Raw genomic sequence first — 26634 nt, 5'->3', positions numbered from 1 at the left:
TTACAGCTGGAAGTCGTCGAAGTCGTTTTCACCCACTTCGGAGTCAATCTGACCTACCAGGTAAGAGCTCACTTCCACTTCCTGCGGTGCGACCTGCACGTTGTCAGAGACCAGCCACGAGTTGATCCACGGGATTGGGTTCGAGCGGGTTTTGAACGGCAGCTCCAGACCCACCGCCTGCATGCGGATATTGGTGATGTACTCAATGTACTGCCACAGAATGTCTTTGTTCAGGCCAATCATCGAGCCGTCACGGAACAGATAATCTGCCCACTCTTTCTCCTGCTGAGCAGCCAGCACGAACAGGTCGTAGCACTCCTGACGGCACTCACTGGCGATTTCTGCCATCTCCGGATCGTCTTCACCACTGCGCAGCAGGTTCAGCATGTGCTGGGTGCCGGTCAGATGCAGTGCTTCGTCACGGGCAATCAGACGGATGATTTTGGCGTTGCCTTCCATCAGCTCGCGCTCGGCAAAGGCGAAGGAGCAGGCGAAGCTGACATAGAAGCGGATAGCTTCAAGCGCATTAACGCTCATCAGGCAGATATAGAGCTGTTTTTTCAGGCCGCGCAGGCTGACAGTCACGGTTTTACCATTAACCTGATGGGTGCCTTCACCCAGCAGATGCCAGTAGTTGGTCATCTCAATCAGGTCATCGTAGTAGCCAGAGATATCTTTGGCGCGCGACAGGATCTGCTCGTTTGTCACGATATCGTCAAACACGATCGCCGGATCGTTGACGATATTGCGGATGATATGGGTGTAGGAGCGGGAATGGATCGTTTCAGAGAACGCCCAGGTCTCAACCCAGGTTTCCAGCTCCGGGATGGAGATCAGCGGCAGCAGGGCAACGTTCGGGCTGCGTCCCTGAATGGAGTCAAGCAGCGTCTGATACTTCAGGTTGCTGATAAAGATGTGCTTCTCATGGTCCGGCAGACCCTGATAGTCGATACGATCGCGCGAAACGTCCACTTCTTCCGGTCGCCAGAAGAAGGAGAGCTGCTTCTCGATCAGCTTTTCAAAGATGTCATATTTCTGCTGATCGTAGCGGGCGACGTTAACTGGCTGACCGAAGAACATGGGTTCATCCAGCTGGTTGTTTTTATTCTGCGAGAACGTTGTGTAAGCCATGAATAGTGATCCAGTAAGGCCAGGCCGCGAATCTGGCCCGGACAGAGGGTTGGGGGCGACTGAGTTCGTTCAATCAGCCAGTATACCCAAAATAATTCGCGTTGCAGGACAAAAACGTCATCGTTTTTGAACAGCGCCTGCGCTGGCCCCAAAGGGGTGAGGCCATCAGGCCGAATCACGCGGCCAGCGAGCTCATCCCCTGGAGCTTACTCAAGTAAGTGTCTGGGGTGCGCTCGTGCAGCCAACGCACCTGCAACGTGAAGTATGAAGGGTATTTAAATCTTGCAGGCGCCGCTTTCACAGCCATCGTCCTGAATGGACGGTGCCAAATCATCCTGCGCGTCTTCTGCGCCATCACGGGTGTTCTGGTAGTAGAGCGTTTTGACGCCAAATTTATAGGCGGTCAGCAGGTCTTTCAGCAGTTGCTTCATCGGCACACGACCCTTCTCAAAGCGGGTTGGATCGTAGTTAGTGTTGGACGAAATCGCCTGGTCGATAAATTTCTGCATCAGGCCAACCAGCTGCAGATAACCGTCGTTGTTTGGCATTTCCCACAGCAACTCGTAGCTGTCTTTCAGGCGTTCGTACTCAGGCACAACCTGACGCAGGATACCGTCTTTCGACGCTTTGATACTGATGTGGCCGCGTGGTGGCTCAATGCCGTTGGTGGCGTTAGAAATCTGCGAGGAGGTTTCTGACGGCATCAGTGCAGATAGCGTGGAGTTACGCAGGCCGTGCGTTTTGATCTCTTCACGCAGCGTTTCCCAGTCCAGATGCAGCTGTTCGTTGCTGATCGCATCCAGGTCTTTCTTGTAGGTGTCGATCGGCAGGATGCCCTGCGCATAGGTCGTTTCATTAAACCACGGGCAGGCGCCTTGCTCTTTCGCCAGATCGTTAGAGGCTTTCAGCAGGTAATACTGAATGGCTTCGAACGTTTTGTGGGTCAGATTGTTTGCGCTGCCGTCAGAATAACGTACGCCGTGCTTCGCCAGGTAGTAGGCGAAGTTGATCACGCCAATACCCAGCGTACGGCGGCCCATTGCGCCACGCTTCGCGGCAGGAATTGGGTAATCCTGATAATCCAGCAGGGCGTCCAGCGCACGAACGGCGAGCGTGGCCAGCTCCTGCAGGTCGTCCAGGCTTTCAATCGCGCCCAGGTTGAACGCCGACAGCGTACACAGAGCGATTTCACCGTTCTCGTCGTTCACATCCATTAGCGGCTTGGTTGGCAGCGCGATTTCCAGGCACAGGTTAGACTGGCGAACCGGCGCGATAGTCGGGTCAAACGGGCTGTGGGTGTTGCAGTGATCGACGTTCTGGATGTAGATACGGCCGGTTGAGGCGCGTTCCTGCATCATCAGCGAGAACAGGTCAACGGCCTTCACGCGCTGCTTACGGATGCCGTCATCTTTCTCGTATTTGGTGTACAGACGCTCGAACTCTTCCTGATCGGCGAAGAACGCATCGTACAGGCCTGGTACGTCAGACGGGCTGAACAGGGTGATCTCTTCGCCTTTCAACAGGCGGGTATACATCAGCTTGTTGATCTGTACGCCATAGTCCATGTGACGAACGCGGTTGCCTTCCACCCCACGGTTGTTCTTCAGCACCAGCAGGCTTTCCACTTCCAGATGCCACATCGGGTAGAACAGCGTTGCTGCACCGCCACGCACGCCGCCCTGAGAGCAGGACTTCACCGCGGTCTGGAAGTGCTTATAGAAAGGGATACAACCGGTATGGAACGCTTCGCCGCCACGGATCGGGCTGCCCAGCGCACGGATACGACCGGCGTTGATACCGATACCGGCACGCTGAGACACATATTTTACGATAGCGCTGGAAGTGGCGTTGATCGAATCCAGGCTGTCGCCGCACTCGATTAGCACGCAGGAGCTGAACTGACGGGTCGGGGTACGCACGCCGGACATGATTGGCGTCGGCAACGAGATTTTAAAGGTGGAGATCGCATCGTAGAAACGCTTCACGTAGTCCAGACGGGTCTCACGCGGGTAGCCAGAGAACAGGCAGGCCGCGACCAGAATATACAGGAACTGGGCGCTTTCGTAAATTTCGCCGCTGACGCGGTTTTGCGCCAGATATTTGCCTTCCAGCTGCTTAACCGCCGCGTAAGAGAAGTTCATGTCGCGCCAGTGGTCGATAAAGCCGTCCAGCTGTTCGAACTCTTCCGCGCTGTAATCTTCCAGCAGATGGCTGTCGTATTTGCCGAGGTCGACCATACGCTTCACCTGATCGTACAGCTTTGGCGGCTCGAACTGGCCGTAGGCTTTTTTACGCAGGTGGAAAATGGCGAGGCGGGCAGCCATATACTGATAATCCGGTGCGTCGCGGGAGATCAGGTCCGCAGCGGATTTGATAATGGTTTCGTGGATATCAGAGGTTCTGATCCCTTCATAGAACTGGATATGAGAACGCAGTTCAACCTGAGAAACGGAAACGTTCTTCAGGCCCTCTGCAGCCCAGTCAAGCACGCGGTGGATTTTGTCCAGATTAATGCGTTCAGTGCGGCCATCGCGTTTAGTGACAAGCAGGCTTTGATTCATGTCGAGTAATATCCTGTCCGTGAAGTCGAAAGTATCCCCTGTTTATACACAACATACTCAGATGTGAGTAACTCTGTGGATAAACACTATATATAGGGGGTGAAGGAAGTACAGATAACAATATGGTGAGTATTTTAGTAATTTATCTGAGGTTAACAAGGCTTGATTTTCACGAGATTTTGCTGATCGGACCCAGGTTGTTTTCCTAAGTCCGCGTTTCTCAAGGCCCTGTAGCAATGTCAACGGGTTGAGAAAATTTTTAGAAATTTGATCAAGCGCGGGTTTCTTGTTCAGCGCTGAAAATTCATGATTTTATTTGCGCAAAAACTGCCCTTCAGGAACGTTAAACAGCTCCCGTTTTACCCGGAAAATTATTAGCCCTTTCCGGTTTAAAATTATCCTGCCGCAGAACCCCGTCAGCCGTCTAAGAGGAAAAGGATCTGGCAGCGGCGTTAATCTAAGGGATTCTTATGACGGTTACGTGACGAAGAGCGGGAATTTACCCTAAGGATCAATAATGCAGGCACAGCGGCCTGCATCAGTATTTCTGCTACTGGCTATTCAGCCGGGCAGTGGGTGTGGATCATATAGTTGACGTCCACGCCGGGGGCCAGCTTAAATTTGTTGGTCAGCGGGTTGTAGTGCAGGCCAATGATATGACGGTCGCGCAGCGGAGTTTCATCAACCCAGTTCAGCAGCTCTGCCGGACGGATGAACTTTTTAATGTCGTGGGTGCCACGTGGAACCATACGCAGCACGTATTCCGCACCGATAATGGCCATCAGCCAGGACTTGCTGTTGCGATTCAGGGTTGAGAAGAACACTTCGCCACCCGGCTTAACCAGGCGGGCGCAGGCGTGAACCACGGAGCGCGGGTCTGGCACATGCTCCAGCATTTCCATACAGGTCACCACATCGTACTGACCGGCGAACTGCTCCGCATGATCTTCCACGGTCTGCTGGACGTAATCAACTTTCACGCCGCTTTCCAGCGCATGCAGGCGGGCAATTTGCAGCGGCTCGGCACCCATATCCAGTCCAGTGACTTCCGCCCCTTCACGGGCCATGCTTTCCGCCAGAATGCCGCCACCGCAGCCAACGTCCAGCACCTTCTTACCGAACAGGCCATTACTGTGTTGGGCAATGTAACCCAGGCGCAGCGGATTAATGCGGTGCAGAGGCTTGAATTCGCCTTCCAGATCCCACCAGCGGGAAGCTACCGCTTCGAATTTGGCAATTTCATCATGATCGACGTTCACCGGGCCGTTTTGCTCTGCTTTCATTTACTCATACTCCCTGGAAAGTTTGCAGGGAGTATACATCTTTCCTCACCGCAAGGGGCAGTGCTCCGCTTCTGATCCGTTCAGGCGCTATTAAAGCGTGCAAAACGACGCTTTCCATTCACCACCAGGTGTAAAGGTGATATACTTTCGCACCTTTGAATCCGGGTATAACGTAGAGGGATAGCGGCTCAATGAGCGATCTAGCCAGAGAAATCACACCGGTCAATATCGAAGAAGAGTTAAAGAACTCTTACCTCGATTATGCCATGTCGGTCATCGTTGGCCGTGCATTGCCAGATGTTCGCGATGGGCTTAAGCCAGTACACCGTCGTGTACTCTACGCCATGAACGTGCTGGGCAATGACTGGAATAAACCTTATAAAAAGTCTGCCCGTGTTGTCGGCGATGTCATCGGTAAATATCACCCTCACGGTGATACAGCGGTGTACGACACTATTGTTCGTATGGCCCAGCCATTCTCGCTGCGCTACATGCTGGTCGATGGCCAGGGTAACTTCGGTTCCGTTGACGGCGATTCCGCCGCAGCAATGCGTTACACCGAAGTGCGCATGTCCAAAATCGCCCATGAACTGCTGGCGGATCTCGAAAAAGAGACCGTCGACTACGTGCCGAACTACGACGGCACCGAGCAGATCCCGGAAGTCATGCCGACCAAAATCCCCAACCTGCTGGTTAACGGCGCATCGGGGATTGCCGTGGGTATGGCAACCAACATCCCTCCGCACAACCTGACGGAAGTGATCAACGGCTGCCTGGCCTATATCGACGATGAGAATATCAGCATTGAAGGGCTGATGGAGCACATCCCGGGGCCGGACTTCCCGACTGCGGCGATCATCAATGGCCGCCGTGGCATTGAAGAAGCCTACCGTACCGGTCGTGGAAAAATTTATATCCGCGCCCGTGGCGAAGTGGAAGTCGATGCCAAAACCGGTCGCGAAACCATCATCATTCACGAAATCCCTTATCAGGTGAACAAAGCTCGTCTGATTGAGAAGATGGCTGAGTTGGTAAAAGAGAAGCGTCTGGAAGGGATCAGCGCGCTGCGTGATGAATCCGATAAAGACGGCATGCGCATTGTGATTGAGATCAAGCGCGATGCGGTTGGCGAAGTGGTGCTGAATAACCTCTATTCACTCACTCAGCTGCAGACCTCTTTCGGTATCAACATGGTTGCCCTGCATCAGGGTCAGCCGAAGATCATGCCGCTGAAGGATATTCTTGAAGCCTTCGTGCGTCATCGCCGTGAAGTGGTGACCCGCCGTACGATCTTTGAACTGCGTAAAGCTCGCGACCGTGCCCACATCCTGGAAGCGCTGGCGATTGCCCTGGCTAACATCGACCCGATCATTGAACTGATCCGCCGAGCACCAACCCCAGCGGAAGCGAAAGCAGGCCTGGTTGCCCGTCCGTGGGATCTGGGCAACGTTGCCTCAATGCTGGAGCGTGCCGGTGATAACGCCGCGCGTCCAGAGTGGCTGGAAGACGAGTTCGGGATCCGTGATGGTCAGTACCACCTGACTGAACAGCAGGCACAGGCGATTCTGGATCTGCGTCTGCAGAAATTGACCGGTCTTGAGCATGAAAAACTGCTGGACGAGTACAAAGAGCTGTTGGAGCAGATCGCTGAACTGATCTACATCCTCGAAAGCGCAGAACGTCTGATGGAAGTGATCCGCGAAGAGCTGGAACTGATCCGCGATCAGTTCGGCGATGAGCGCCGCACGGAAATCACCGCCAACAGTGCGGATATCAATATTGAAGATTTGATCAACCAGGAAGACGTGGTTGTGACTCTGTCTCACCAGGGCTATGTGAAGTATCAGCCACTGACTGATTACGAAGCACAGCGTCGTGGTGGGAAAGGCAAATCTGCAGCACGTATTAAAGAAGAAGACTTTATCGACCGCCTGCTGGTGGCCAACACCCACGACACTATCCTGTGCTTCTCCAGCCGGGGGCGTCTCTACTGGATGAAGGTCTACCAACTGCCGGAAGCGAGCCGTGGCGCACGTGGACGTCCAATCGTCAACCTGCTGCCGCTGGAAGCGAACGAGCGTATTACGGCGATCCTGCCGGTACGCGAATACGCCGAAGGCTGGAACATCTTTATGGCTACCGCCAGCGGTACCGTGAAGAAAACTGCGCTGACCGAATTCAGCCGCCCACGCAGCGCCGGTATTATTGCCGTCAACCTGCGTGAAGACGACGAGCTGATTGGCGTGGCGCTGACCAACGGTAACGACGAGGCGATGCTGTTCTCCGCCGCCGGTAAGGTTGTTCGCTTCGCTGAGCAGGCTGTGCGTGCCATGGGCCGTACTGCTTCCGGCGTGCGCGGTATTAAGCTGGCCGAAGGCGATCGTGTTGTGTCGCTGATCGTGCCGCGTGATGACGGTGCAATCCTGACCGTGACTCAGAACGGCTACGGCAAGCGTACCGACAACAGCGAGTATCCAACCAAGTCCCGTGCAACGCAGGGCGTTATCTCGATCAAAGTGACCGAGCGTAACGGACCGGTGATTGGCGCTGTACAGGTTGTCGACAGCGATCAGATCATGATGATCACTGATGCCGGTACGCTGGTGCGTACCCGCGTTTCTGAAGTGAGTGTGGTTGGCCGTAACACCCAGGGTGTGATCCTGATTCGCACCGCAGAAGATGAGAACGTGGTCGGTCTGCAGCGTGTTGCTGAGCCGGTAGCGGAAGAAGAGCTGGACGCTATCGACGGCAGCGTGGCGGAAGGGGACGACGATATCGCCCCGGAAGTGGAAAATGAAGATGATGCACCAGAGAGCGACGAAGACGAGTAATCGTCTGCGCTTTTAGTGCCAAAGGCCGGTTCAGTTGAACCGGCCTTTTTTTATGTTTGCGGCGGACATAAAAAAATCTGGAAGCGGTTACGCAGGACTGAACGCTGAAACTGACCGAGCCAGGCACGGCTGATATACAGAGCGGACACAGGGAGGACGTGTCCATGAAAATCAATGTTGAACGCTCTGGAGAAAGAGTGCCGGGAATTAAAAAAACTACCGGGTCAGCGTCAGTAAGGCGGATGGCCGGAACCGAGAGTACCTGGTGGAGAGGGTTCCGCTGCACCGGACGATATGCGAGGTTTTATATTCAAAATGGCCGCAAATTTATGCTGAAAATTTCGCCTGAATGATTATTTTTTGTCCTTATGATGCGGTATTCTCCTTTAATCAGTCCTGGCGTTACAGGCCGGACAGCACTATGAAGTATAGCCAGCCAGCGGGAGCTGGAAATATTCGTGCAGGAGGCTCTCTATGTTATCGAAAAATCAGGTAGCGAACCAGAATTTGCCAGTATCGACCCAGCAGCGTTTGACGCGAGAAGAAGTTATCGCGTTGTCGCTGGAGTACATGAATCAGGCGGCAGATCGTTTTGCGGCGCATGTTATGGAGCAGGGTGGAAAAGTTGAATGGCCCCCTGTGACCAAATCCTTAAAAGCCTGAACCGCCAGTTTTACCCCACTCAACAAGCTGGTTCATTCAACCGGCTTTTTTTATGCCTGTAAGGGAGGGGGTTAACTGGCTTTTTTGCTGTTGTGACGGTACTGTAACGGGATTGAATTTGTCCACGTCCAGCTTGCCTATAGGTTGCGCTTGAAATATTTAGTCTCGTTCAGAACCACGTTAAGGATCTCCCGCTATCTGTTCCGGGCACTGGCACTCATGCTCTGGATGCTGGGTGCGCTGTTGACAACGTTCTACATCATCAATGTGCTGCATGAGAAAGAAGCTCAGGTGCGTCAGGAATTTAATGCCAACGTTGAGCAGGCTCAGTGGTACATTCGCCATTCCGCCGATGTGACCCGCGAACTGAAGTTTATTGCTGAAAACCGCCTGAATTCCTCCGCCAACGGGCTGGACGTCCTGAACGGCGTATTTCCTGGTAAAACCGCACTGCCACAGTTCTTTCCACTCTATTCCGACTCCGACTGCAGTGCCATGAGCAACACCTGGCGTAACTCGCTGGAGTCCCTGAGCTATTTCCTGCACTACTGGAAAGAGAACTTTGCTTCAGCTTATGAGCTGAACAGGGTCTTCTTTATCGGCGGTGAAAGTCTTTGTCTGGCGGACTTTGGTGTGGGCAGTTCTTCGGCCGATCGGGAACATGCGCTGAAATCTCTGCACGAGCGCATCCTGAAGTACCGTAACGGCAACGAGGACGAGCGTAAAAACAGCATGTTCTGGATCGCTCCTTCCAGCCAGCCTGCCGTCGGTTATTACTACATGGTCACGCCGGTGTATGTTGCCAGCAAAATGGCAGCGCTGCTGGGTATTGAGCAGACAATTCGTCTGGAGGATTTCCTCACGCCGGGTGCCTTCCCGGTCAGTGCCACCCTTGTGGATGGCAGTAATCAGCGGCTGATGTCCTCTTCCCGGGCGGGAGCAAGAATTTCGCTGGACGACCTGCCCAATGACAACAGCTGGTTTGGCTATATCAATGGTTACAAGCAGCTGGTGCTGAAACAGACGCTGACACCTTCTTCCCTCACCGTGGTCTATTCAGTGCAGACTAACGAGATGGTTCAGAAGCTGAAGATACTGATCATTAATGCCATTCTGCTTAACGTCATCAGCGCAATTATCCTCTTCACGCTGGCCTGGCTGTTTGAACGCCGCATGTTTTTACCGGCAGAAGACAATGCTCACCGGCTGGAAGAGCACGAGCAGTTCAACCGCAAAATTGTCGCTTCGGCGCCGGTTGGCATCTGTATTTTGCGCACCAGTGACGGGACTAATATCCTCAGTAACGAGCTGGCGCATAACTACCTGAGCATGCTGACTCAGGAGGATCGGCAGCGGCTGACCGAAATTATCTGCGGCCAGCAGGTGAATTTTGTCGACGTGCTGACCGGCAGCAACACCAATCTGCAAATCAGCTTTGTGCATTCACGCTATCGTAATGAAAACGTAGCAATCTGCGTGCTGGTGGATGTGTCAGCCCGCGTGAAGATGGAAGAGTCGCTGCAGGAAATGGCTCAGGCTGCCGAACAGGCCAGCCAGTCCAAGTCGATGTTCCTGGCCACGGTCAGCCACGAGCTGCGCACGCCGCTGTATGGCATTATCGGTAACCTCGATCTGTTGCAGACCAAATCACTGCCGAAAGGGGTGGAATCGCTGGTAACGGCGATGAACAACTCGTCCAGCCTGCTACTGAAAATCATCAGCGATATTCTCGACTTCTCGAAAATTGAGTCTGAGCAACTGAGAATCGAACCGCGTGAATTTTCCCCGCGTGAGGTAATCACCCACATCTCTTCCAACTATCTGGCAATGGTGGTGAAAAAGCGTCTTACGCTGTGGTGCTTTATCGACAGCGACGTACCGGTGACGCTGGACGGCGATCCGCTGCGCCTGCAGCAGGTGATCTCTAACCTGCTGAATAATGCCATCAAATTTACCCATACCGGCGGCATCATCCTGCAGGCGTTTGTGAAGGATGGTTATCTGGCTTTCCGCGTGCGTGATACTGGTGTGGGGATCCCGGCAAAAGAGATCACTCGCCTGTTCGATCCGTTCTTCCAGGTGGGTACCGGCGTGCAGCGTAACTTCCAGGGTACCGGGCTGGGGCTGGCGATCTGTGAAAAGCTGATCAATATGATGGACGGCGACATCGAGGTGGATTCCGAACCGGGGATGGGCAGCCAGTTTGTGGTGCGCATCCCGCTGTATAACAGTCAGGTGATGACGCCGGTGCTGCATGAGGGGTTGCTGGGTAAGAGATGCTGGCTGGAATTGCGCAATGACACGCTGGCCGACTTCCTGGAAAAACTGTTGAGGCAGCATGGCATTACCGTGGAGCACCTGCAGGAAGGCAGCCACTGTGAGCCAGATGATGTGATTGTGGTGGATTACGACTACCAGCACCAGCAGGTGGTACGTGCGCTAATCCGTTTCGATGGTAGTCACAATGATGGCCCGCATGAAGTGAGCTCCGGTCGCTGGGTTTACGGCACTACCACACCGCATGAACTGCCGGTGTTGCTGGGCCGTATCTACCGGGTTGAAGTGGATATGCCTGATACGCTGCCGGGCCTGCCGGAAGCTGATGAGCTGAGTGTCAGCAACGAGGATATTCTGATCCTGGTGGTAGACGATCACCCTATCAACCGTATGCTGCTTTCCGATCAGTTGGGATCTTTAGGCTATCGGGTGAAAACCGCTCAGGACGGTGTGGATGCGCTGAACGTACTGAGCCGCAACGAGATTGATATCGTACTGACCGATGTGAACATGCCGAATATGGACGGTTATCGTCTGACACAGCGTCTGCGTCAGCTGGGGCTGACCTTCCCGGTGGTGGGCGTGACGGCAAATGCACTGGCGGAAGAGAAGCAGCGCTGTATGGAGGCAGGAATGGATAACTGTCTGTCCAAACCGGTGACGCTGGACACGCTGCGGCAGACGCTGGCGTTTTACACCGAGCGCGTGCGTAAGAGCAGGGAAGGGTAATTTCAGACAATAAAAAAGGGCGAATTTGCATTCGCCCTTTTTTTATAGCCTGTGCTGCTTAATCTTTATCAACCGGCATGGTGCTGACGGAAGAGAGATAGTTCAGCAGCGCGATATCGTTATCCACACCCAGCTTCATCATCGCTGATTTCTTCTGGCTGGAGATAGTTTTGATGCTGCGGTTCAGCTTCTTGGCAATCTCGGTCACCAGGAAACCTTCAGCAAACAGACGCAGAACCTCGCTCTCTTTCGGTGAAAGACGCTTGTCGCCGTAGCCACCCGCGCTGATTTTCTCCAGTAATTTCGCCACGCTGTCCGGCGTGTATTTTTTGCCTTTCTGCAGGGCTGCCAGCGCCTTAGGCAGGTCGGTTGGTGCGCCCTGTTTCAGAACAATCCCTTCGATATCCAGATCCAGTACCGCACTCAGGATCGCCGGGTTGTTGTTCATGGTCAGAACAATGATCGACAGGTCAGGATAGTGACGCTTGATGTATTTAATCAGCGTGATGCCGTCACCGTACTTTTCACCCGGCATCGACAGATCGGTAATCAAAACGTTAGCATCCAGCTTGGACAGGCTGTTGATTAAAGCAGTAGAGTCTTCGAACTCACCAACAACGTTGACCCATTCAATTTGTTCAAGCGATTTACGGATGCCGAACAGCACAATTGGATGATCATCGGCAATAATTACGTTCAGGTTATTCATATTATTGGTTACCTTGCTGCAGCAGTTCATTGACGTAGTGGTCAATCTCACTGGTGGTATTTTTAATGTTTGAATCGTCACACTCGGTAATGTGCAGTTCTAACGTTTCACAAAGCTGCTTGCCCGGGTTCAAATTAAGCATGGCAAACACGCCTTTCAGGCGATGTGCAGTCTGAGCAAGCGAACTCAAGTCCCTCTCCGCCGCCTCATTATACAATCTCTTTACATCATCTGGTACTGTCTCTACAAAGAGCTGGAAGTAGCCCGGTGCGAAAAGCTGTGCCAGATCCTGCTCTTCTTCTGTCTCATCCAGGGCCAGCTGCTGTTCAATAAGCTGAAGCAACGCATCCTGCATCGCGCTACTGAGATTAAAGTTGACCCTGAACTGGTTACGTGACAACGCGCTGTAACCTGTTTCATCATCCGTGAGCAGTAACGACCACGGCGTAAGATTTGCCGGCTCGTCGGTGACCAGGACATCATGATCCTGTCCGGAAAAACGCTCATCCGGAGTGATACAGCTGGCACCCCAGTTTTCCAGCTGGTGAACTACAATCTTCCTGACATCATCCACGGTGATATCAATCAGCGCGGTCAGGCCTTCCAGCAGTTTCTCTTCCTGTACCTGCTGATGTTCCTGCGGAGCATGGATCTGGATACTGTATCGGGTGCCGATATCGGGACGCGCCACGATTTCCAGATGGCCGCCCAGCTGCTTACACAGCTGTTTGCACAGGAAGAAGGCCAGTCCGGAAGCCTGGCCAAAACGATCCCGGCTGGTTTCGCCAAGGAACGGGAAGTCGGTATTGCCCATCTCATCCACCGTCAGCCCTGCTCCGGTGTCTACCATTTCAATCGCCAGGCGATCCGGACGATCGGTCGGGTGGCTGACTTCGATGCTGATCCTGCCCCATGTGGTGCTGGTGATGGAGTAGTGCAGCAGGGTGGTGAGGATTTTGTACAGTGCCCGACGGTCGCCGAAGCGGTTCTCCTCGCTGTTAAGGCGGTTGCTGACCAGAAGATTCAGCCCTTTGCGGCGTAGAGAAGGCAGGGCTTCCATCACCAGCTCATCCAGCACGGTCTGCACATTGAACGCGCCAGCGTCCGGCGCCCAGTCATGAGTTTCCAGCCGGTTAAGCAGCACGATATCGTCCACCAGGCGACTCAGCGCGTGGGACTCTTCCAGCGCATCATGGATATCGTCAGCCGGGTGAGTTTCGCTCAGTGTCTGCAGATGATCGATGACGTTGCTAAGCGGCCGGTTCAGCGCATGGCCGAGGTTTTGCAACAGCTGCTGGCGGGTCTGGTGATTTTTGTCCAGTACCTGCTGCGCTTTCTGCAGCTTCTTGTTCACCAGCAGCTCACGATCCTGGTCCCGCATCATAAACAGCTGCGTGTCAGGAGAGAGCACGCTGCGGGCGTGGCGGATTTCATACACTTCGTTATTGACCGTGGCCTGCAGGACGCCCTGATGCTGATCGGACATATTGATGATTTTTTGCAGGTTCAGGTGTGGCAACAGATGTTCAGCAATCTTGTTGCTGATAATGGTGCGGTTATTGGCGAAGTCATACACCAGCAGGCCAACCGGCAGACTGCCGACGATCTCTTCATTCAGTACCCGCAGCGAATCCAGCTCGGCGCTCTGATTTTCACTCGGTCGCAATGATTGCTGGCGCAGCAGCAACAGACCGCCAAGCGAGAGCAGCAGCAGGGCAAAGTTAGCCAGCAGCGGCCACATCAGGTTCTTCAGCGTATCCACCACCAGCCCGACAATCGGCACATGATAGACCAGCTGAAGCGGGGTGCTGGTCAGCGATGCGGCAATTTCCACATTTGGGTTAGTCAGCGTGACTTTAGTGCTGCTGGTGGCATCATCGGCATCCGTGCTGTTGGAGGCGTCGCTGGTGTCCTGTTTCAGTTGGAAGTTTTCCAGCGGCATGTTCAGTGGAATAAGATCGTTAATCGGCAGATCGAACGCCACCACGGTGGCGAGATGGCCCGGCTGATTAAACGTGGTGCGCACGGTGAAATAGTGATCGTTCTGCCAGGTAAAGCGGCGCAGCGGCGAGAAGCTTTCCCGTTCGTCCAGCGCGTTAGCCTGCGTAAGCATTTCAGCCCGGCGCGCATCAACGATATTGCTGATGGCACTCTCTTTATAGCGCGTCGCCATATCTTTCAGCGGCAGCGTTGAAATCAGGATCATGCTGTTATCCTGGCCGTTGAGGAAATACATCGACCAGGTGCTGTTTTCCGCACCCCACAGCGTGTCCAGATAGTTGGACATCCGCTGGGTCATGTCCAGCGTGCTGCTGTCATGGGAGCCGAAAATCAGCGCTTCTGTTTTGCGGCGGGTCTTCTCAAAGTAGTAAACGTCCGGGCGCAGCCGCGTTTCCTGCAGGCTGTTCGGGGTTGACCCTGCCGCACTTGCCGCCAGGTTTTCATAGATTTGCCAGGTGGCGAAACGATAGGTGTCAATGCGCTTCTGCATCGCATGGGCAATATCCGCCATCGCATAGCGTTTATCCGTCAGCCAGGCGTTGACGGTGTTGTGGATCATAAACCCTGATGCAAGCAGCAACACCAGAATAAACATCACAAAAAAGCGCGTGACATTGCCTGAAGTCAGTGGAAATTTGTATGGCAACATAGCGTAGCGTGACACCCCAATTAACGTGTAATCAGCCGGGCGCTGGCGGCCACGGCTAACAGCAATACCGCGATGGCACTAAAGGCCGTCGTCAGGCTGTACCACTGTGAGATAAACCCTATCAGTGCCGGACCAGCCAGAATACCTGCATAACCAATCATTGTCATGGAAGAAATCGCCAGATTCACCGGCATGTTTTTCTGATTTCCTGCGGCACTGAACATAATAGGTACGCTGTTTGACGCACCAAATCCCACCAGCACAAAGCCAGCCAGCGCCACTGCGGTACTGGGGACAAAGATCGCCAGCAGCAGGCCCACTGAAGCACACAGCGTGCCGCAGAACAGGGTCGTCGTCCGGCCAAAATAGTTGACGATACGGTCACCGGTCAGACGACCAAGGGTCATCGCCACAGAGAACAGCGCGTAGCCGAGGCCGGCCTGGGCGTGGGGTAAACCGCGGGTTTGTGCAAGGAACAGCGCCCCCCAGTCGAGAATGGAGCCTTCCGTCAGGAACAGAATGAAACACATCACGCCAAGAAACAGCACCCAGCCATGTGGGACTACAAACAGCGCGGTATCACCTTGCTGAACACGCTGGCTGAGCAGATGGCGCTGCGAGAAACCATACAGAGCAATAATTAGCAGCAGGATAATGCCAGTAGCCTGGAGCGGCGTCAGCCCGAAGGCTAACCCGGCACTCACCAGACCCGCACCGGCGATGCCACCCACGCTGAAAAAACCATGGAAGCCGGACATCATCGCCCGACCGGAAGCTTTTTCCACCTCCACGGCCTGAATATTCATTGCCACGTCCACCAGCCCGACCGCCGCACCAAAGATCATTAACGCTATTGCCAGAGCAAAAGGAGTGGAGAGGGTGGCCAGAAGAGGAAGTGCCAGCAGGATAAACAGACTGCCGCAGGCAATCACATTTTTGCAGCCCGCCCGGCCTACCAGAATACCGGTCAGCGGCATGGTCACCAGCGAACCCAGGCCAAGAAACAGCAGCAGCGTCCCCAGCGAACCATCACTGAGCTGGGTACGGTCTTTTGCATAAGGGACCAATGGAGCCCAGGCAGCCATGCCGATACCGGCAATTAAAAAGACCGCGCGGGTGGCGTGCTGGGTGGCTACGGCGCTGGCGATTGCTTGTCGGGCATCCTGTGTTGTCATAATTTCCGTTGAGAGCCTGTCGCGATTAACGCTAGTTTTTATCACAATTAGCGAATTTAATGAAGTTTGCCCTGCAAACAAGGCACGATTGGCACCGTGTGAAAGCCTTTATGCATCGGGGGTGTCAGTTATTAACCTAGAAAAACGAGCCTGTTAATCAAATTTCTCACCTTAAGGCTATTTTACAGATAACTCCTGGTATAACGATTCATTATCACGCATTAACTCAAATCATTGGTGAAACATGAAAAAGCGTGATTCAGGCTGACCAGCTGCAGGTGCTGACCGGAAAAGAGGACCAACTTACTTGCGCAACGCTTTATTCGCCCGTGCGGGGAATTGTGAAAGATATCCAGGCCACTACTGTCGGTGGAGTGCTGCAGCCAGGGGGCAAGCTGATGGAGAGTGTGCCGCCGGAAGATCAGCTGCTGATTGAGACGCGCATCGGCGGAGCTGACGAACAAAGCCGGACGCAAGTTCCCAAGCGTGCCCGGAATGGTGGCCAATGTCGAGATTAAAATCGGTCAGAAATCGGTCATGGACTATCTGGTTAAACCGTTGAATAAGGTCAAAGAGTCTCGACGCGAGTGTTAAAATTTAACGCCACTGAATAATGAATTCTGGATACTTCCGAAAATTAATTAACATTTAATTCAAGGGCGTTTTTTTGACTATTCGTGCTTATATGTAGAATAAATGTGCAACGTTAGTGGCGGCTTATTTTACACCGAAGATCTATCTTTACTTAAATTGACATAAATAAAAAAATGCCGAACACAAGGTTCGGCGGGAATTAGGGTAAAGCAACTCATTCGGGGTGAATGAAGGTAATAATGAAATAAAATGATGATAGCAGGATTATTGTATAACCTGATGACCCGATCTTTTTATCATTCAGTGCTCATGTACGTAACATCACATAACCTTATGAAATATAACATTTCTCCTATTTTTTTTGACGATAAGTGCGATATTTTTTACCGATACGTGCTGCCTGGAAGTTCCCCGTTATTTACAAAATGAAATATCTGATTTGTATTCTGAAACACATTCGGAAATTTAGTATCATTTTCTTTATAGATTATTACTGCCTGCACACTAGTATGAGGTTGCCGGCTGAATTTTCGACGTTCAGCACGCAGTGGCAAATAAGGCATATAACTAGAGGGTAATAAAATGAAACTTCGTGTTCTCTCCCTGATGATCCCAGCGATGTTGATCGCCGGTACTGCAGGCGCTGCAGAAATTTACAACAAAGACGGCAATAAACTTGACCTCTTTGGTAAAGTAGATGGTCTGCACTATTTTTCCGATAACGACGGCTCTGACGGTGACCAGTCCTACCTGCGCTTCGGTTTTAAAGGCGAAACCCAGGTGACAGATCAGCTGACAGGTTACGGTCAGTGGGAATATCAGGCTGCTCTGAACACCGCAGAATCTGAAGGTACCGCTAACAGCTTTACCCGCGTGGGCTTCGCTGGTCTGAAATTTGGCGATGCCGGTTCAATCGACTACGGTCGTAACTATGGCGTGCTGTATGACATCGGTTCATGGACCGACGTTCTGCCAGAGTTCGGTGGAGATACCTACGGTGCGGATCAGTTCATGTTCCAGCGCTCTAACGGTCTGGTCACTTACCGTAACAACAACTTCTTTGGTCTGGTGGATGGCTGGAACTTCGCCGTTCAGTACCAGGGCAAAAACAGCAGCCCAACAGAATCTGCTAATGGCCGTGATGTTCTGGGTCAGAATGGCGATGGCTGGGGTCTGTCTACTACTTACGATCTGGGTTCTGGCTTCGGTATCGGGGCGGCAATGTTTAACTCTGACCGTACTACCGAGCAGAACGGCGGCGATGCAAGCAGCGCGACCATCCTGGGCCGTGGCGACAAAGCAACCGCTTACACTGGCGGTCTGAAATACGACGCAAACAACATCTACTTGGCCGCGATGTATACCCGTTCTTATAATGCAACCCGCTTTGGTTCAAGCGATGCAACTGCATATGGTTACGCGGATAAAGCGGACAACTGGGAACTGGTTGCTCAGTACCAGTTCGACTTCGGCCTGCGTCCTTCCCTGGCCTTCGTCAGCTCTCGCGGCACCGACATTCAGGGCTACGGTTCGCAGAACCTGAAAAAATATGTTGATGTGGGCGCGACCTACTATTTCAACAAAAACATGTCTACCTATGTTGACTACCAGATCAACCTGCTGGATGACAACAACTTCACCGACAACACCGGCATCAATACTGATGACGTAGTGGCATTGGGTCTGGTTTACCAGTTCTGAGTTCGGTTGGGAGCGCGGCCAGGCTGCGCTCCCGGTTTTCCTTTTCTCCGCTTATCTCTGCCTGTCCCTGTCCCCCGCACTTACTTGCTACTCATCCGGTGTTGATGTCGTGGACGAAAGAGCTGTCTGCGGTTGGTCTTCTTGTATTGCTTGTATCCTGAAAAGATAATAAGGGCGATGCAAACCATCAACAGGGCGAAATAGATCATTCTGGATCTCCTGATATAACTTAACCGGGCAGCCAGATATGGCGTGCTTAAGTGCTCATCCTGAATAGCATTTTTCAGCTGGTCAAGTTACCTATCACCACATTTTATGCCGTGTTTCGCGATTTTCGTACCAATAATTACTACAGGCTGTGATTTTATAATGAAGAAGAATTGGCTGTATTGCGCTGGTTTATCAGTATTTATCATGCTTTCCGGCTGCGATCGGAATAACCAGAGTCCGGCGAATTCGGGGCTGGTGATGGAAGGACGCACAATGGGAACATTCTGGAGGGTTAGCCTGGCTGGCGTGGCGGCAGATCGCAAAGAAGCCCTGCAGAAAGAGATTCAGCAACTGCTTGATAGCGACGATCGGGAGCTGTCGACCTGGAAAAGCGACTCGGTAATCTCCCGCTTTAACCAGTACCGTGGCAGCGATCCTCAGCCGGTCAGCGACAACATGGCCGATATCGTCACGCTCTCACTGCGCATCGGCCAGAAAACCGCCGGAGCGATGGACATTACTGTCGGGCCGCTGGTCAATCTCTGGGGATTTGGTCCGGACAGACAGCCGGTGAAGACGCCGACTCAGGCACAAATCGATGCTGCCAGGGCTCTGACCGGTTTGCAGCACCTGCATGTTATTGAGTGCGTGGAAGGTGCTTATCTGCAGAAAGATCTGTCAGGACTTTACGTTGACCTTTCCACGGTGGGTGAGGGCTTTGCCACCGATCATCTGGCGCGTCTGATGGAGAAAGAGGGGATAAACAGCTACCTTGTTTCCGTTGGCGGTGCGGTGCTGACAAGGGGAATGAGCGCGGAAGGTAAGCCGTGGAAAGTGGCAATCCAGAAGCCAACGGACAAAGAGAACGCGGTGCAGGCGCTGGTTGATCTGCAGGGACACGGCATCAGCACTTCGGGCAGCTATCGCAATTATTATGAACTGGACGGCAAGCGTATCTCCCACGTGATCGATCCGGCGACCGGACGGCCGATTCAGCACAAACTGGTGTCTGCTACGGTCATCGCCACCACGGCGCTGGAGGCAGATGGCTGGGATACCGGTCTGATGGTACTCGGTGAGGAAAAAGCCAAAGCGCTGGCGCTGCGGGAGAAACTTGCGGTGTATCTGATCATGAAGCAGGATGACGGTTTTACGACCTGGATGTCGCCACAATTTAAAGCTTTTATTGTGCAGCAATAAAAGCAGGCCCTGAGGAGGCAGAATGCTGGACTTATTTAGTGAAGAAGCCCCCTGGGCTGAGCCGCTGGCTGACGGCGCGGTGATCCTGCGCAGAAGAGCCCGGGATCAGGCGGAACAACTGATGGCGTTGGTGACCGAAGTTTCAGCTAAAAATCCTTTTCACCATCGCATCACTCCCGGTGGCCACCGGATGTCGGTGGCAATGACCAACTGCGGCGATTTCGGCTGGTCAACGGACTCCCGCGGTTACCAGTACAGCGAGCGCGACAGCGCAACCGGGCATCGCTGGCCATCGATGCCTGAACTTTTCCGTCAGCTGGCGACACGCAGTGCGGCAGAGGCCGGATTTGCTGATTTTAACCCCGATGCCTGCCTGATTAACCGCTACGAACCCGATGCAAAGCTGACCCTGCATCAGGATAAAGATGAGCAGGATCTTAAGCAGCCGATCGTGTCGGTTTCGCTCGGATTACCGGCGGTATTTCAGTTTGGCGGGTTTGAGCGCGGCGACGCCACTCAGCGGGTGCTGCTGGAACACGGTGATATCGTGGTCTGGGGCGGCCCTTCGCGCCTGCGCTATCATGGCATTCTCCCGCTGAAGCCCGGTATCCACGCGCTTATTGGGGCTTTTCGCTATAATCTCACCTTCCGTCGTGCATTTCGCTGACAGATGAGAATTGTTATTGATATCGTCCGGCTTCTCATTAAACTGCATGCTGCGTTAAATCTACCTGGATGGTGTCATGGAGTTGCTTCGTGTTGTTTACCGGCAATATCGCTGGCCTTTTGTATCGGTTATTCTCCTCAGCCTGCTTAGCGCTGCGCTGGGGATTGGGCTGATCGCCTTTATCAACCGTGAGCTGATCGTATCAGTAAACACCTCGTTGATGATCCTGCCAGAGTTTCTGGGCCTGCTGGTGCTGCTGATGGTTGTCACCCTGGCTTCGCAGCTGGCGCTGACCCTGCTGGGCCACCATTTTGTTTACCGGCTGCGTGGTGAGTTTATCAAGCGCATTCTGGATACACAGGTGGAACGTATTGAACAGATTGGCAGCCCACAGCTACTGGCGGCGCTGACCAGCGACGTACGCAATATCACCATCGCTTTTGTCCGCCTGCCGGAGCTGATCCAGGGGATTATTCTCGCCATTGGCTCTGCCGCTTATCTGGCCTGGCTGTCGGCAGAGATGCTGCTGGTTACGGTGGTCTGGCTGGTGATCACTATTGTCGGTGGCTGGCTGCTGGTCTCCAGAGTCTACCGCCATATGGCTAAGCTGCGTGATATTGAAGGCAACCTCTATGCAGACTTCCAGACCATCATTGAAGGGCGCAAAGAGCTGGCACTGAACCGCCAGCGTGCGCAGCTGATCTTCGAAACGGTGTATCAGGAAGATGCACGCTCTTACCGCCACCATATCGTGCGTGCCGATACTTTCCATCTCAGCGCGGTGAACTGGTCAAATATTATGATGCTGGGCGCGATAGGCCTGGTGTTCTTTATGGCTAACAGTCTGGGCTGGGCTGATACTGCCGTGGCGGCAACATATTCCCTGACGCTGTTGTTCCTGCGTACGCCACTGCTGTCGGCGGTAGGGGCTTTGCCGACGCTGCTGACGGCTCAGGTGGCGTTTAACAAGCTTAACTCCTTTAAGCTTGCGGAGTATCAGCCTGAGTTTGCCGCCCCTGTCGCCGCGAAGCACTGGCAGACGCTGGAGCTGCGCGATCTGGTATTCCAGTACGGCGACAGCGGCTTCAAAGTTGGTCCGATTAACATGACGCTGAAGCGCGGCGAGCTGGTGTTTCTGATCGGCGGCAACGGTAGCGGCAAATCCACGCTGGCGATGCTGCTGACCGGGCTGTATCAGCCGGTTTCCGGACAGATCTTGCTGGATGGGGTGGAGATTGACGCGGCAAATGGCGACGGTTATCGCCGGTTGTTCTCCGCAGTCTTTACCGATGTGCATCTGTTTGATCGGCTCATTAACGATCAGGGGCAGCCCGCCGAGCCGGCGAAGGTACAGCAGTGGCTTGAACGCCTGAAGATGCAGGACAAAATTAAGCTTGATGGCAACCGGGTGCTTAACCTCAAGCTGTCGAAAGGGCAGAGCAAGCGACTGGCGCTGCTGCTGGCTACCGCTGAACAGCGCGATATCCTGTTGCTGGACGAATGGGCAGCCGATCAGGATCCGCATTTCCGTCGTATCTTCTACCGCGAACTGCTGCCGTGGCTGAAAGAGATGGGAAAAACCGTCTTTGCCATCAGCCACGATGATCACTACTTCCTGCATGCCGACCGCCTGCTGGAGATGCGTGAAGGCAAACTGACCGAGCTGACCGGGCAGGAAAGAGAGATGGCTACGTTGGATGCGGTGAAGCGTACGGACGTCACAGCCTGATTAGCAGAATGCCGCATATCTACTGCAATTATGTTTATTTGTCAGTCTGATAGTGGAAAGGTAAGGTGGCTTTGACAGTGTTCTTCAGCTGTCCTGGACTTCCCCGTCGTCTTACCAAATTGGTTATGCCGGTCTGAGTATTTCTCAGATCGGCTTTTTTATGCCTGCGGTGTGACTATCCAGCTCAGCACTTCATCCCGCCCAAGCTGAACATGGCCGGTAAACAGTCGCCCGGCCGGGAATTCTCTGGAGAAGGTACGGGTCAGTTTCAATGTAATTGTGCCTGTTGCAGGGCAGTAATCGACGATCTCAGCAGCGTTGAAATCCATAAACTCACGCAGGCGGGGAAAGATCGCTTTATACAGGCTCTCTTTCACTGAAAAGGCCACGGTCAGTGCTGTGGCAAAAGGCAAGCCGCTGCATTGCAGCACAACGTTTTCGTCCGCGTTAATAATCATCTCCTGCATCTCTTTTGCCGTTTCAGAGCGTATCAATTGCTCGCAATCAATCCCCAGCAGTTTGCCGCTGGCCGCAGGAGCGAGTAAAAGGCTGATGCGCTGATGGGTATGAGAGAGTGAGCCGCCGATCCCGGCAGGCCAGATCGGTGCACGATCGGCATCATTTCCCAGCACGTAGTTATCGATGCCCAGCAGGCCGAGTCCGTAGCGAACGCATACCCGGCTGGCCAGATACTCGGCGCGGCGTTTTTTTACCGCTTTTTGCAGATGAACGGGCAGGGGAAGGTCAAAATCTTTAAACAGCGCTTCGGAATAGTTATGCGGATGATAACGGGCCTGCAGAAGCAGTACATCAGGATATTCTGCGGGAGAGGCGAGGGACAGATCGCTAAGAAAACTCAACCCGATAAACGGGACTGGTCCTGATGGCAGACTATATGGCGCTATTTGAGTGGCTTTCGGTGGGGAATTCACGGCTAATCTACCCTGCTTATCTCGTCAGAGAAGGATTTAAGCAGGGTAGATTAATGACAGTAAAAAGTCATTGGTAATCGGGAGAGAGAATTACTCGTTAGGCGGGATGGAGAAGCCTTTCAGTGAGACAACAAAGTGGTCGTTGCCTTTGGAGATTTTCGCACCGCGGTCGCACCAGCGCGTAGCGAAGCGAAAAAAATCATCGCTGTCAATGTCATAGGCCAGTTCAACTTTGCTGATGCCAGATTGCAACATCTCTTCTGCATCCCTGTAATTTTTTGCCTTGATCGTTGCCATTTGGGTCACCCGTAGTAATGGTGTTGGTTTTGCCTCAAAAGTTTAGCAACACCATATGTTATTATTGTGACAGTTTTGTGGCAGTTATACGCATTGAGAGTTTCGCCACCTTTTGCAGGGCCAGCGGGTCACTGTGGAAACAGATGGCGAGTTACCCTCAGTCAGGAACAAGACAACCAAAACCACAGAATTTATTTGTAAACCCCTCTTCTCCGCGGTTACTCTCTGTCAGCTATGGGCTAATCATAAGGACACTCTTCATAATTTTTTTCTTTATCTGTGTGATTAAAACGGTTATAGAGATAGCCGATTAATATATAAACACCCAATGCCAGCAAAATTTTTATTATTAGCATAAAATCCCTTTTATAAACAATTACCCAGATAATTCAGAATGTAGACCAATATTGTTGTTCTGTATTTGTTATGAGTTTCTTACAATTTTGAGAAAACGACGTGTAAAAATCAACCATAATATTCTTTGTAGTTTAATTTTAATGGGTCTTTTTTTCTTGATTTTCTTCCAGATGTTATTTTTTATGTTGGACAGATTTACGCCACTATGAATTGTGGATATTTTATAAAGTGCATCTTTTTCATAAGGCGGGTGAGAGATGACACTGGGTACAATGCACTGGGTGTCGCATATATTGTTTTCTCTGATAAATTGCCATCGGTCACTGACTAACCATACTGGGTAGAGAAAATTTATGAGTTTTTTGGCCGCCTTGTTATTTATAATATATCCATAAGCTCCAGTTCCTTCAATGAAACGATGAACGCAGTAAGTGTTGCCGAGCTGTAGTAATGGTGAAGCAATAAATTGGTCTGTTTGGGTTAAAAGCGTTATAAGCGGCTTGTCATAGGCTCTTTTTTCCAGTTGTTCCAACACACAGGGTAATTCTTGAGATAAAATAGCATCATCTTCAATAATCAGTGCAGAGCTGATGTTCAATGCAACCATTTTTGCATAAACAGACAGATGGCTCAGAGAGCATCCCACCTCGCCGCGTTCAATGGCATAATTGGGTTCTCTGGTAGATAAAATAATTTCACTTTCGGTCAGTGAATGCCCATCAATTGCGTCATAGAACTCGAAACTCAGACCTAATTGATTCAGTCTTTCAGCTATTATCGCTCGCCTTTCCTTCGACTTTTCCATACTTATGACAAATATCTTCATGATTAATTCTCATATAATAAACAATATATCAATAAATTTTCAAGAATGTTCCAGTTTCCCGTGGTGTATGATTTATTGTTAAGTTTACATAACATCTGTGTTCATATTGTGGTTTTGCAATTCTGCACGAAATTTTAGCAAGATTACTATGAGTTCCAGGCACAGGCTTGAATCTTGCGTGAAGCATTCAGACAGACACAATATACGGATATATCCTATTGAATGTTTCCCGTCCTGGTTAATGCATTTATTCTATCACCTTGCCTGTGCTGGTTACAAAGAAAGTTAATTTTCGCTATTAATGAATTATCATGACATTCACAATGATGACCAGAAAACTCACATTTGTGAGCGTGAAAGTAACGGGCAAATGATACCGGGTGTTAGTGAATTATGAAATGTCTTTATCATTTCTGATACCTGCCTGCGTAGGCAAAGACATAATAACGTTCTGCACTAATTAATCAAACTGGTTGTAAAAGATCAATATCTCATAGTGGTTCGTTCAAAGTGATTAACTTTTTTGCTGTGATTATGGATAATTAAAAGTAAATTAAATATAAAGAGGTTTGGTTTTCTAAGTTAATTGATATTGCTAATTCTCAATCTCTGATTCTGTTGTAAGAAACGTTTCCAGTATTGCCAAAGGAATCGCATCAGACCAGCAAAAATTGATGCATCTACAGGATTATATTCGTGTCCATGTAGATACATCAGCGTTACAGGGTAGTCAGGATTCTGTTCAGTAAAGCCACCGACCAGCTTTAGCTGATTCTATAAGCATGCCAATGGTGAAGTCTGGGATATCCAGTACCTGTTTCTTAAATGGATTCCATGAAATTGGTATATCAGGGTAATAAGTTGAAAGGCTGAAATCACATCTTTCCACGTTAAACTTTGAGAAGTATTCCTCCATCAAATCTTCTGCTTCATCGACATCAAGTCTGACGTCAAAATGGATGCTCGATTCTGGTGTATAGGTGTCATACTTCTTCTTTCTGAACATGTAGACTCCACTGTAGGGAGTTACAAGATCTATCACTTGTTGTTCAATATTATCCGTTACCATAATCTGTCATTGCCTCTGGCAATCAGATTGTAATCACGAACAGTACGGTAGACGATTTGTGATACATCTGAAACAAGAATGACTTCACCTACCAATGGAATAGTGCGGCCAACAAATGTGCTGACTTTCCTGACCATTTTTAATTTAACAGTCCATGGTGTGTAGCCACCTATCCATGTTGGCAGCTTAAGACCAAATGGAAACATCTGGTTCTTGAACACTTTTCTCACATTTTTGGATAGTCGTGAAGTACCTTCAATGGCGTCACGTGGTTTGGCGCGTGTAGTCTGGTCATTCATTCCGGCAAGGAGTGCAACGACAGCGCCAAAATCAGCCACGCCAAGACCAAATTGTTCAACGGTCTTCTCACAGAAAATCATGAAGAAAAGTCCAGAAGCGGTCAGGTTAGTTTTCAGGGCGTAAAAGTACGTTCCATTTAGTTGCTCTACGGTATCCATATAGTCCCTTATTTTGTAGCGGGTTAGAGCAATAACTATACAACCATCCGACCAGGAGGTGAATAAAATTCAGGTGACTCAAATGGCATACAGGCACGAAAACAACTTCAGGTGAAAGCTTGATTAACAGGAATGTGGCAAGCCTACGCAGCACTGGTAGCGCACCACGTGAACGCAGTGAACAACAGTCATGGTGTCCAGAGATCAAATCTCCTGGCCGTAGTGGCCTTTTCGGGCAGAAGTCATGGGAATGTATAGGTGAGAGATTGCGTTGCTTAGAATGGCTGATATTGAAGGCACGAACGATGGCATGTGCCATTTTTCGGTCGAAATATGAGCAAAATTTTTGCCACATATTTTTGCACGAGAAGAGTGTAATCATTATTTTATTTTGTTGTTTTTAAAGGTATTTATTAATTTTTGTTTTGTTCCGTATATCCAAACGTATAGCTAAATCAAAAAGCCATTCGTTTTTATGAATGTTTTTTGTTCAGTTGAAAGCTCGCAGTAGACTGGCCCCATAGATCACCAGACACTTCGCCTCTCTTAAAATAAGAGGTAGTCTTAGAACTATGTTTAACACCA

At 51.5% G+C, this 26634-nt stretch carries 18 protein-coding genes and 1 pseudogene; 8 read left to right on the top strand and 11 right to left on the bottom strand.

Annotation, left to right across the window (positions count from 1 at the left end; all coding sequences use genetic code 11):
- From nrdB to ubiG, 3 genes are all read right to left on the bottom strand, one after another.
- Complete coding sequence (gene nrdB / locus AC3Y5R_RS15155) at window positions 1-1131, bottom strand: class Ia ribonucleoside-diphosphate reductase subunit beta (RefSeq protein ID WP_158783644.1); 1131 nt, start codon at window positions 1129-1131, stop codon at window positions 1-3.
- Window positions 1132-1406: 275 nt separating this feature from the next.
- Window positions 1407-3692 carry a class 1a ribonucleoside-diphosphate reductase subunit alpha gene (gene nrdA / locus AC3Y5R_RS15150; RefSeq protein ID WP_489922039.1) on the bottom strand — a complete coding sequence of 762 codons (2286 nt, stop codon included), beginning with the start codon at window positions 3690-3692 and terminating at the stop codon, window positions 1407-1409.
- A gap of 557 nt (window positions 3693-4249) precedes the next feature.
- Window positions 4250-4975: a bifunctional 2-polyprenyl-6-hydroxyphenol methylase/3-demethylubiquinol 3-O-methyltransferase UbiG gene (ubiG, locus tag AC3Y5R_RS15145; protein WP_489922038.1), complete on the bottom strand. Its 726-nt coding sequence runs from the start codon at window positions 4973-4975 to the stop codon at window positions 4250-4252.
- A 191-nt stretch (window positions 4976-5166) separates the two neighbouring features.
- Here ubiG and gyrA point away from each other — a divergent pair, with 191 nt between their 5' ends.
- From gyrA to rcsC, 3 genes are all read left to right on the top strand, one after another.
- A complete protein-coding gene (gene gyrA / locus AC3Y5R_RS15140) occupies window positions 5167-7806 on the top strand; it encodes a DNA topoisomerase (ATP-hydrolyzing) subunit A (protein ID WP_489922037.1) in 2640 nt (879 codons plus the stop codon).
- 474 nt (window positions 7807-8280) lie between these two features.
- Window positions 8281-8469 (top strand): hypothetical protein, encoded by a 189-nt coding sequence (locus tag AC3Y5R_RS15135; protein WP_489922036.1) that lies wholly within the window; start codon window positions 8281-8283, stop codon window positions 8467-8469.
- A gap of 150 nt (window positions 8470-8619) precedes the next feature.
- Window positions 8620-11475, top strand: coding sequence for a two-component system sensor histidine kinase RcsC (rcsC, locus tag AC3Y5R_RS15130; RefSeq protein WP_489922035.1), 2856 nt, complete (start codon window positions 8620-8622; stop codon window positions 11473-11475).
- A 58-nt stretch (window positions 11476-11533) separates the two neighbouring features.
- On the opposite strand, the gene rcsB is transcribed toward rcsC, so the two are convergent.
- The 3 genes from rcsB to AC3Y5R_RS15115 are packed head-to-tail and all read right to left on the bottom strand — an operon-like array spanning window position 11534 to window position 16009.
- Complete coding sequence (rcsB, locus tag AC3Y5R_RS15125) at window positions 11534-12184, bottom strand: response regulator transcription factor RcsB (RefSeq protein ID WP_124231344.1); 651 nt, start codon at window positions 12182-12184, stop codon at window positions 11534-11536.
- 1 nt (window position 12185) lies between these two features.
- Window positions 12186-14834: a phosphotransferase RcsD gene (gene rcsD, locus AC3Y5R_RS15120; protein WP_489922034.1), complete on the bottom strand. Its 2649-nt coding sequence runs from the start codon at window positions 14832-14834 to the stop codon at window positions 12186-12188.
- A 20-nt stretch (window positions 14835-14854) separates the two neighbouring features.
- The gene (locus AC3Y5R_RS15115) at window positions 14855-16009 is read right to left on the bottom strand and encodes an MFS transporter (RefSeq protein WP_489922033.1); all 1155 of its coding nucleotides are present in this window, start codon (window positions 16007-16009) and stop codon (window positions 14855-14857) included.
- A gap of 269 nt (window positions 16010-16278) precedes the next feature.
- On the opposite strand from AC3Y5R_RS15115, the pseudogene AC3Y5R_RS15110 reads away from it, so the two are divergent.
- The 5 genes and pseudogenes from AC3Y5R_RS15110 to AC3Y5R_RS15090 all read left to right on the top strand — a co-directional run.
- A pseudogene (locus AC3Y5R_RS15110) lies at window positions 16279-16603 on the top strand (secretion protein HlyD); the annotation flags it as partial.
- 582 nt (window positions 16604-17185) lie between these two features.
- Window positions 17186-18304 (top strand): porin OmpC, encoded by a 1119-nt coding sequence (gene ompC / locus AC3Y5R_RS15105; RefSeq protein WP_489922032.1) that lies wholly within the window; start codon window positions 17186-17188, stop codon window positions 18302-18304.
- 369 nt (window positions 18305-18673) lie between these two features.
- Complete coding sequence (gene apbE, locus AC3Y5R_RS15100; protein WP_489922031.1) at window positions 18674-19714, top strand: FAD:protein FMN transferase ApbE; 1041 nt, start codon at window positions 18674-18676, stop codon at window positions 19712-19714.
- Between the two features lie 22 nt (window positions 19715-19736).
- Window positions 19737-20381, top strand: coding sequence for a DNA oxidative demethylase AlkB (alkB, locus tag AC3Y5R_RS15095; protein ID WP_489922030.1), 645 nt, complete (start codon window positions 19737-19739; stop codon window positions 20379-20381).
- Between the two features lie 76 nt (window positions 20382-20457).
- The gene (locus AC3Y5R_RS15090) at window positions 20458-22110 is read left to right on the top strand and encodes a multidrug ABC transporter permease/ATP-binding protein (protein WP_489922029.1); all 1653 of its coding nucleotides are present in this window, start codon (window positions 20458-20460) and stop codon (window positions 22108-22110) included.
- A gap of 158 nt (window positions 22111-22268) precedes the next feature.
- On the opposite strand, the gene AC3Y5R_RS15085 is transcribed toward AC3Y5R_RS15090, so the two are convergent.
- From AC3Y5R_RS15085 to AC3Y5R_RS15065, 5 genes are all read right to left on the bottom strand, one after another.
- Complete coding sequence (locus AC3Y5R_RS15085) at window positions 22269-23042, bottom strand: 4'-phosphopantetheinyl transferase family protein (protein WP_489922028.1); 774 nt, start codon at window positions 23040-23042, stop codon at window positions 22269-22271.
- A 90-nt stretch (window positions 23043-23132) separates the two neighbouring features.
- A complete protein-coding gene (locus AC3Y5R_RS15080) occupies window positions 23133-23339 on the bottom strand; it encodes a hypothetical protein (RefSeq protein WP_489922027.1) in 207 nt (68 codons plus the stop codon).
- Between the two features lie 424 nt (window positions 23340-23763).
- Window positions 23764-24522, bottom strand: coding sequence for a glycosyltransferase family 25 protein (locus AC3Y5R_RS15075; protein WP_489922026.1), 759 nt, complete (start codon window positions 24520-24522; stop codon window positions 23764-23766).
- Window positions 24523-25264: 742 nt separating this feature from the next.
- Complete coding sequence (locus tag AC3Y5R_RS15070) at window positions 25265-25591, bottom strand: DUF1493 family protein (protein ID WP_489922025.1); 327 nt, start codon at window positions 25589-25591, stop codon at window positions 25265-25267.
- Window positions 25585-26049: an STM2901 family protein gene (locus AC3Y5R_RS15065; RefSeq protein WP_489922024.1), complete on the bottom strand. Its 465-nt coding sequence runs from the start codon at window positions 26047-26049 to the stop codon at window positions 25585-25587. Before AC3Y5R_RS15065 ends, AC3Y5R_RS15070 begins: the two co-directional genes overlap by 7 nt.
- Window positions 26050-26634 lie beyond the last annotated feature (585 nt).

Source organism: Erwinia sp. 009765445, from assembly GCF_058137865.1.
The sequence above is the reverse complement of the archived record's forward strand: the minus strand, read 5'-3'. Positions and strand labels throughout refer to the sequence as shown.

Bases quoted from the DNA above. Each gene is read 5' to 3' on its own strand.
- nrdB (WP_158783644.1), bottom strand. From the start codon at position 1,131: ATGGCTTACACAACGTTCTCGCAGAATAAAAACAACCAGCTGGATGAA.
- nrdA (WP_489922039.1), bottom strand. From the start codon at position 3,692: ATGAATCAAAGCCTGCTTGTCACTAAACGCGATGGCCGCACTGAACGC.
- ubiG (WP_489922038.1), bottom strand. From the start codon at position 4,975: ATGAAAGCAGAGCAAAACGGCCCGGTGAACGTCGATCATGATGAAATT.
- gyrA (WP_489922037.1), top strand. From the start codon at position 5,167: ATGAGCGATCTAGCCAGAGAAATCACACCGGTCAATATCGAAGAAGAG.
- AC3Y5R_RS15135 (WP_489922036.1), top strand. From the start codon at position 8,281: ATGTTATCGAAAAATCAGGTAGCGAACCAGAATTTGCCAGTATCGACC.
- rcsB (WP_124231344.1), bottom strand. From the start codon at position 12,184: ATGAATAACCTGAACGTAATTATTGCCGATGATCATCCAATTGTGCTG.
- rcsD (WP_489922034.1), bottom strand. From the start codon at position 14,834: ATGTTGCCATACAAATTTCCACTGACTTCAGGCAATGTCACGCGCTTT.
- AC3Y5R_RS15115 (WP_489922033.1), bottom strand. From the start codon at position 16,009: ATGACAACACAGGATGCCCGACAAGCAATCGCCAGCGCCGTAGCCACC.
- ompC (WP_489922032.1), top strand. From the start codon at position 17,186: ATGAAACTTCGTGTTCTCTCCCTGATGATCCCAGCGATGTTGATCGCC.
- apbE (WP_489922031.1), top strand. From the start codon at position 18,674: ATGAAGAAGAATTGGCTGTATTGCGCTGGTTTATCAGTATTTATCATG.
- alkB (WP_489922030.1), top strand. From the start codon at position 19,737: ATGCTGGACTTATTTAGTGAAGAAGCCCCCTGGGCTGAGCCGCTGGCT.
- AC3Y5R_RS15090 (WP_489922029.1), top strand. From the start codon at position 20,458: ATGGAGTTGCTTCGTGTTGTTTACCGGCAATATCGCTGGCCTTTTGTA.
- AC3Y5R_RS15080 (WP_489922027.1), bottom strand. From the start codon at position 23,339: ATGGCAACGATCAAGGCAAAAAATTACAGGGATGCAGAAGAGATGTTG.
- AC3Y5R_RS15075 (WP_489922026.1), bottom strand. From the start codon at position 24,522: ATGAAGATATTTGTCATAAGTATGGAAAAGTCGAAGGAAAGGCGAGCG.
- AC3Y5R_RS15070 (WP_489922025.1), bottom strand. From the start codon at position 25,591: ATGGTAACGGATAATATTGAACAACAAGTGATAGATCTTGTAACTCCC.
- AC3Y5R_RS15065 (WP_489922024.1), bottom strand. From the start codon at position 26,049: ATGGATACCGTAGAGCAACTAAATGGAACGTACTTTTACGCCCTGAAA.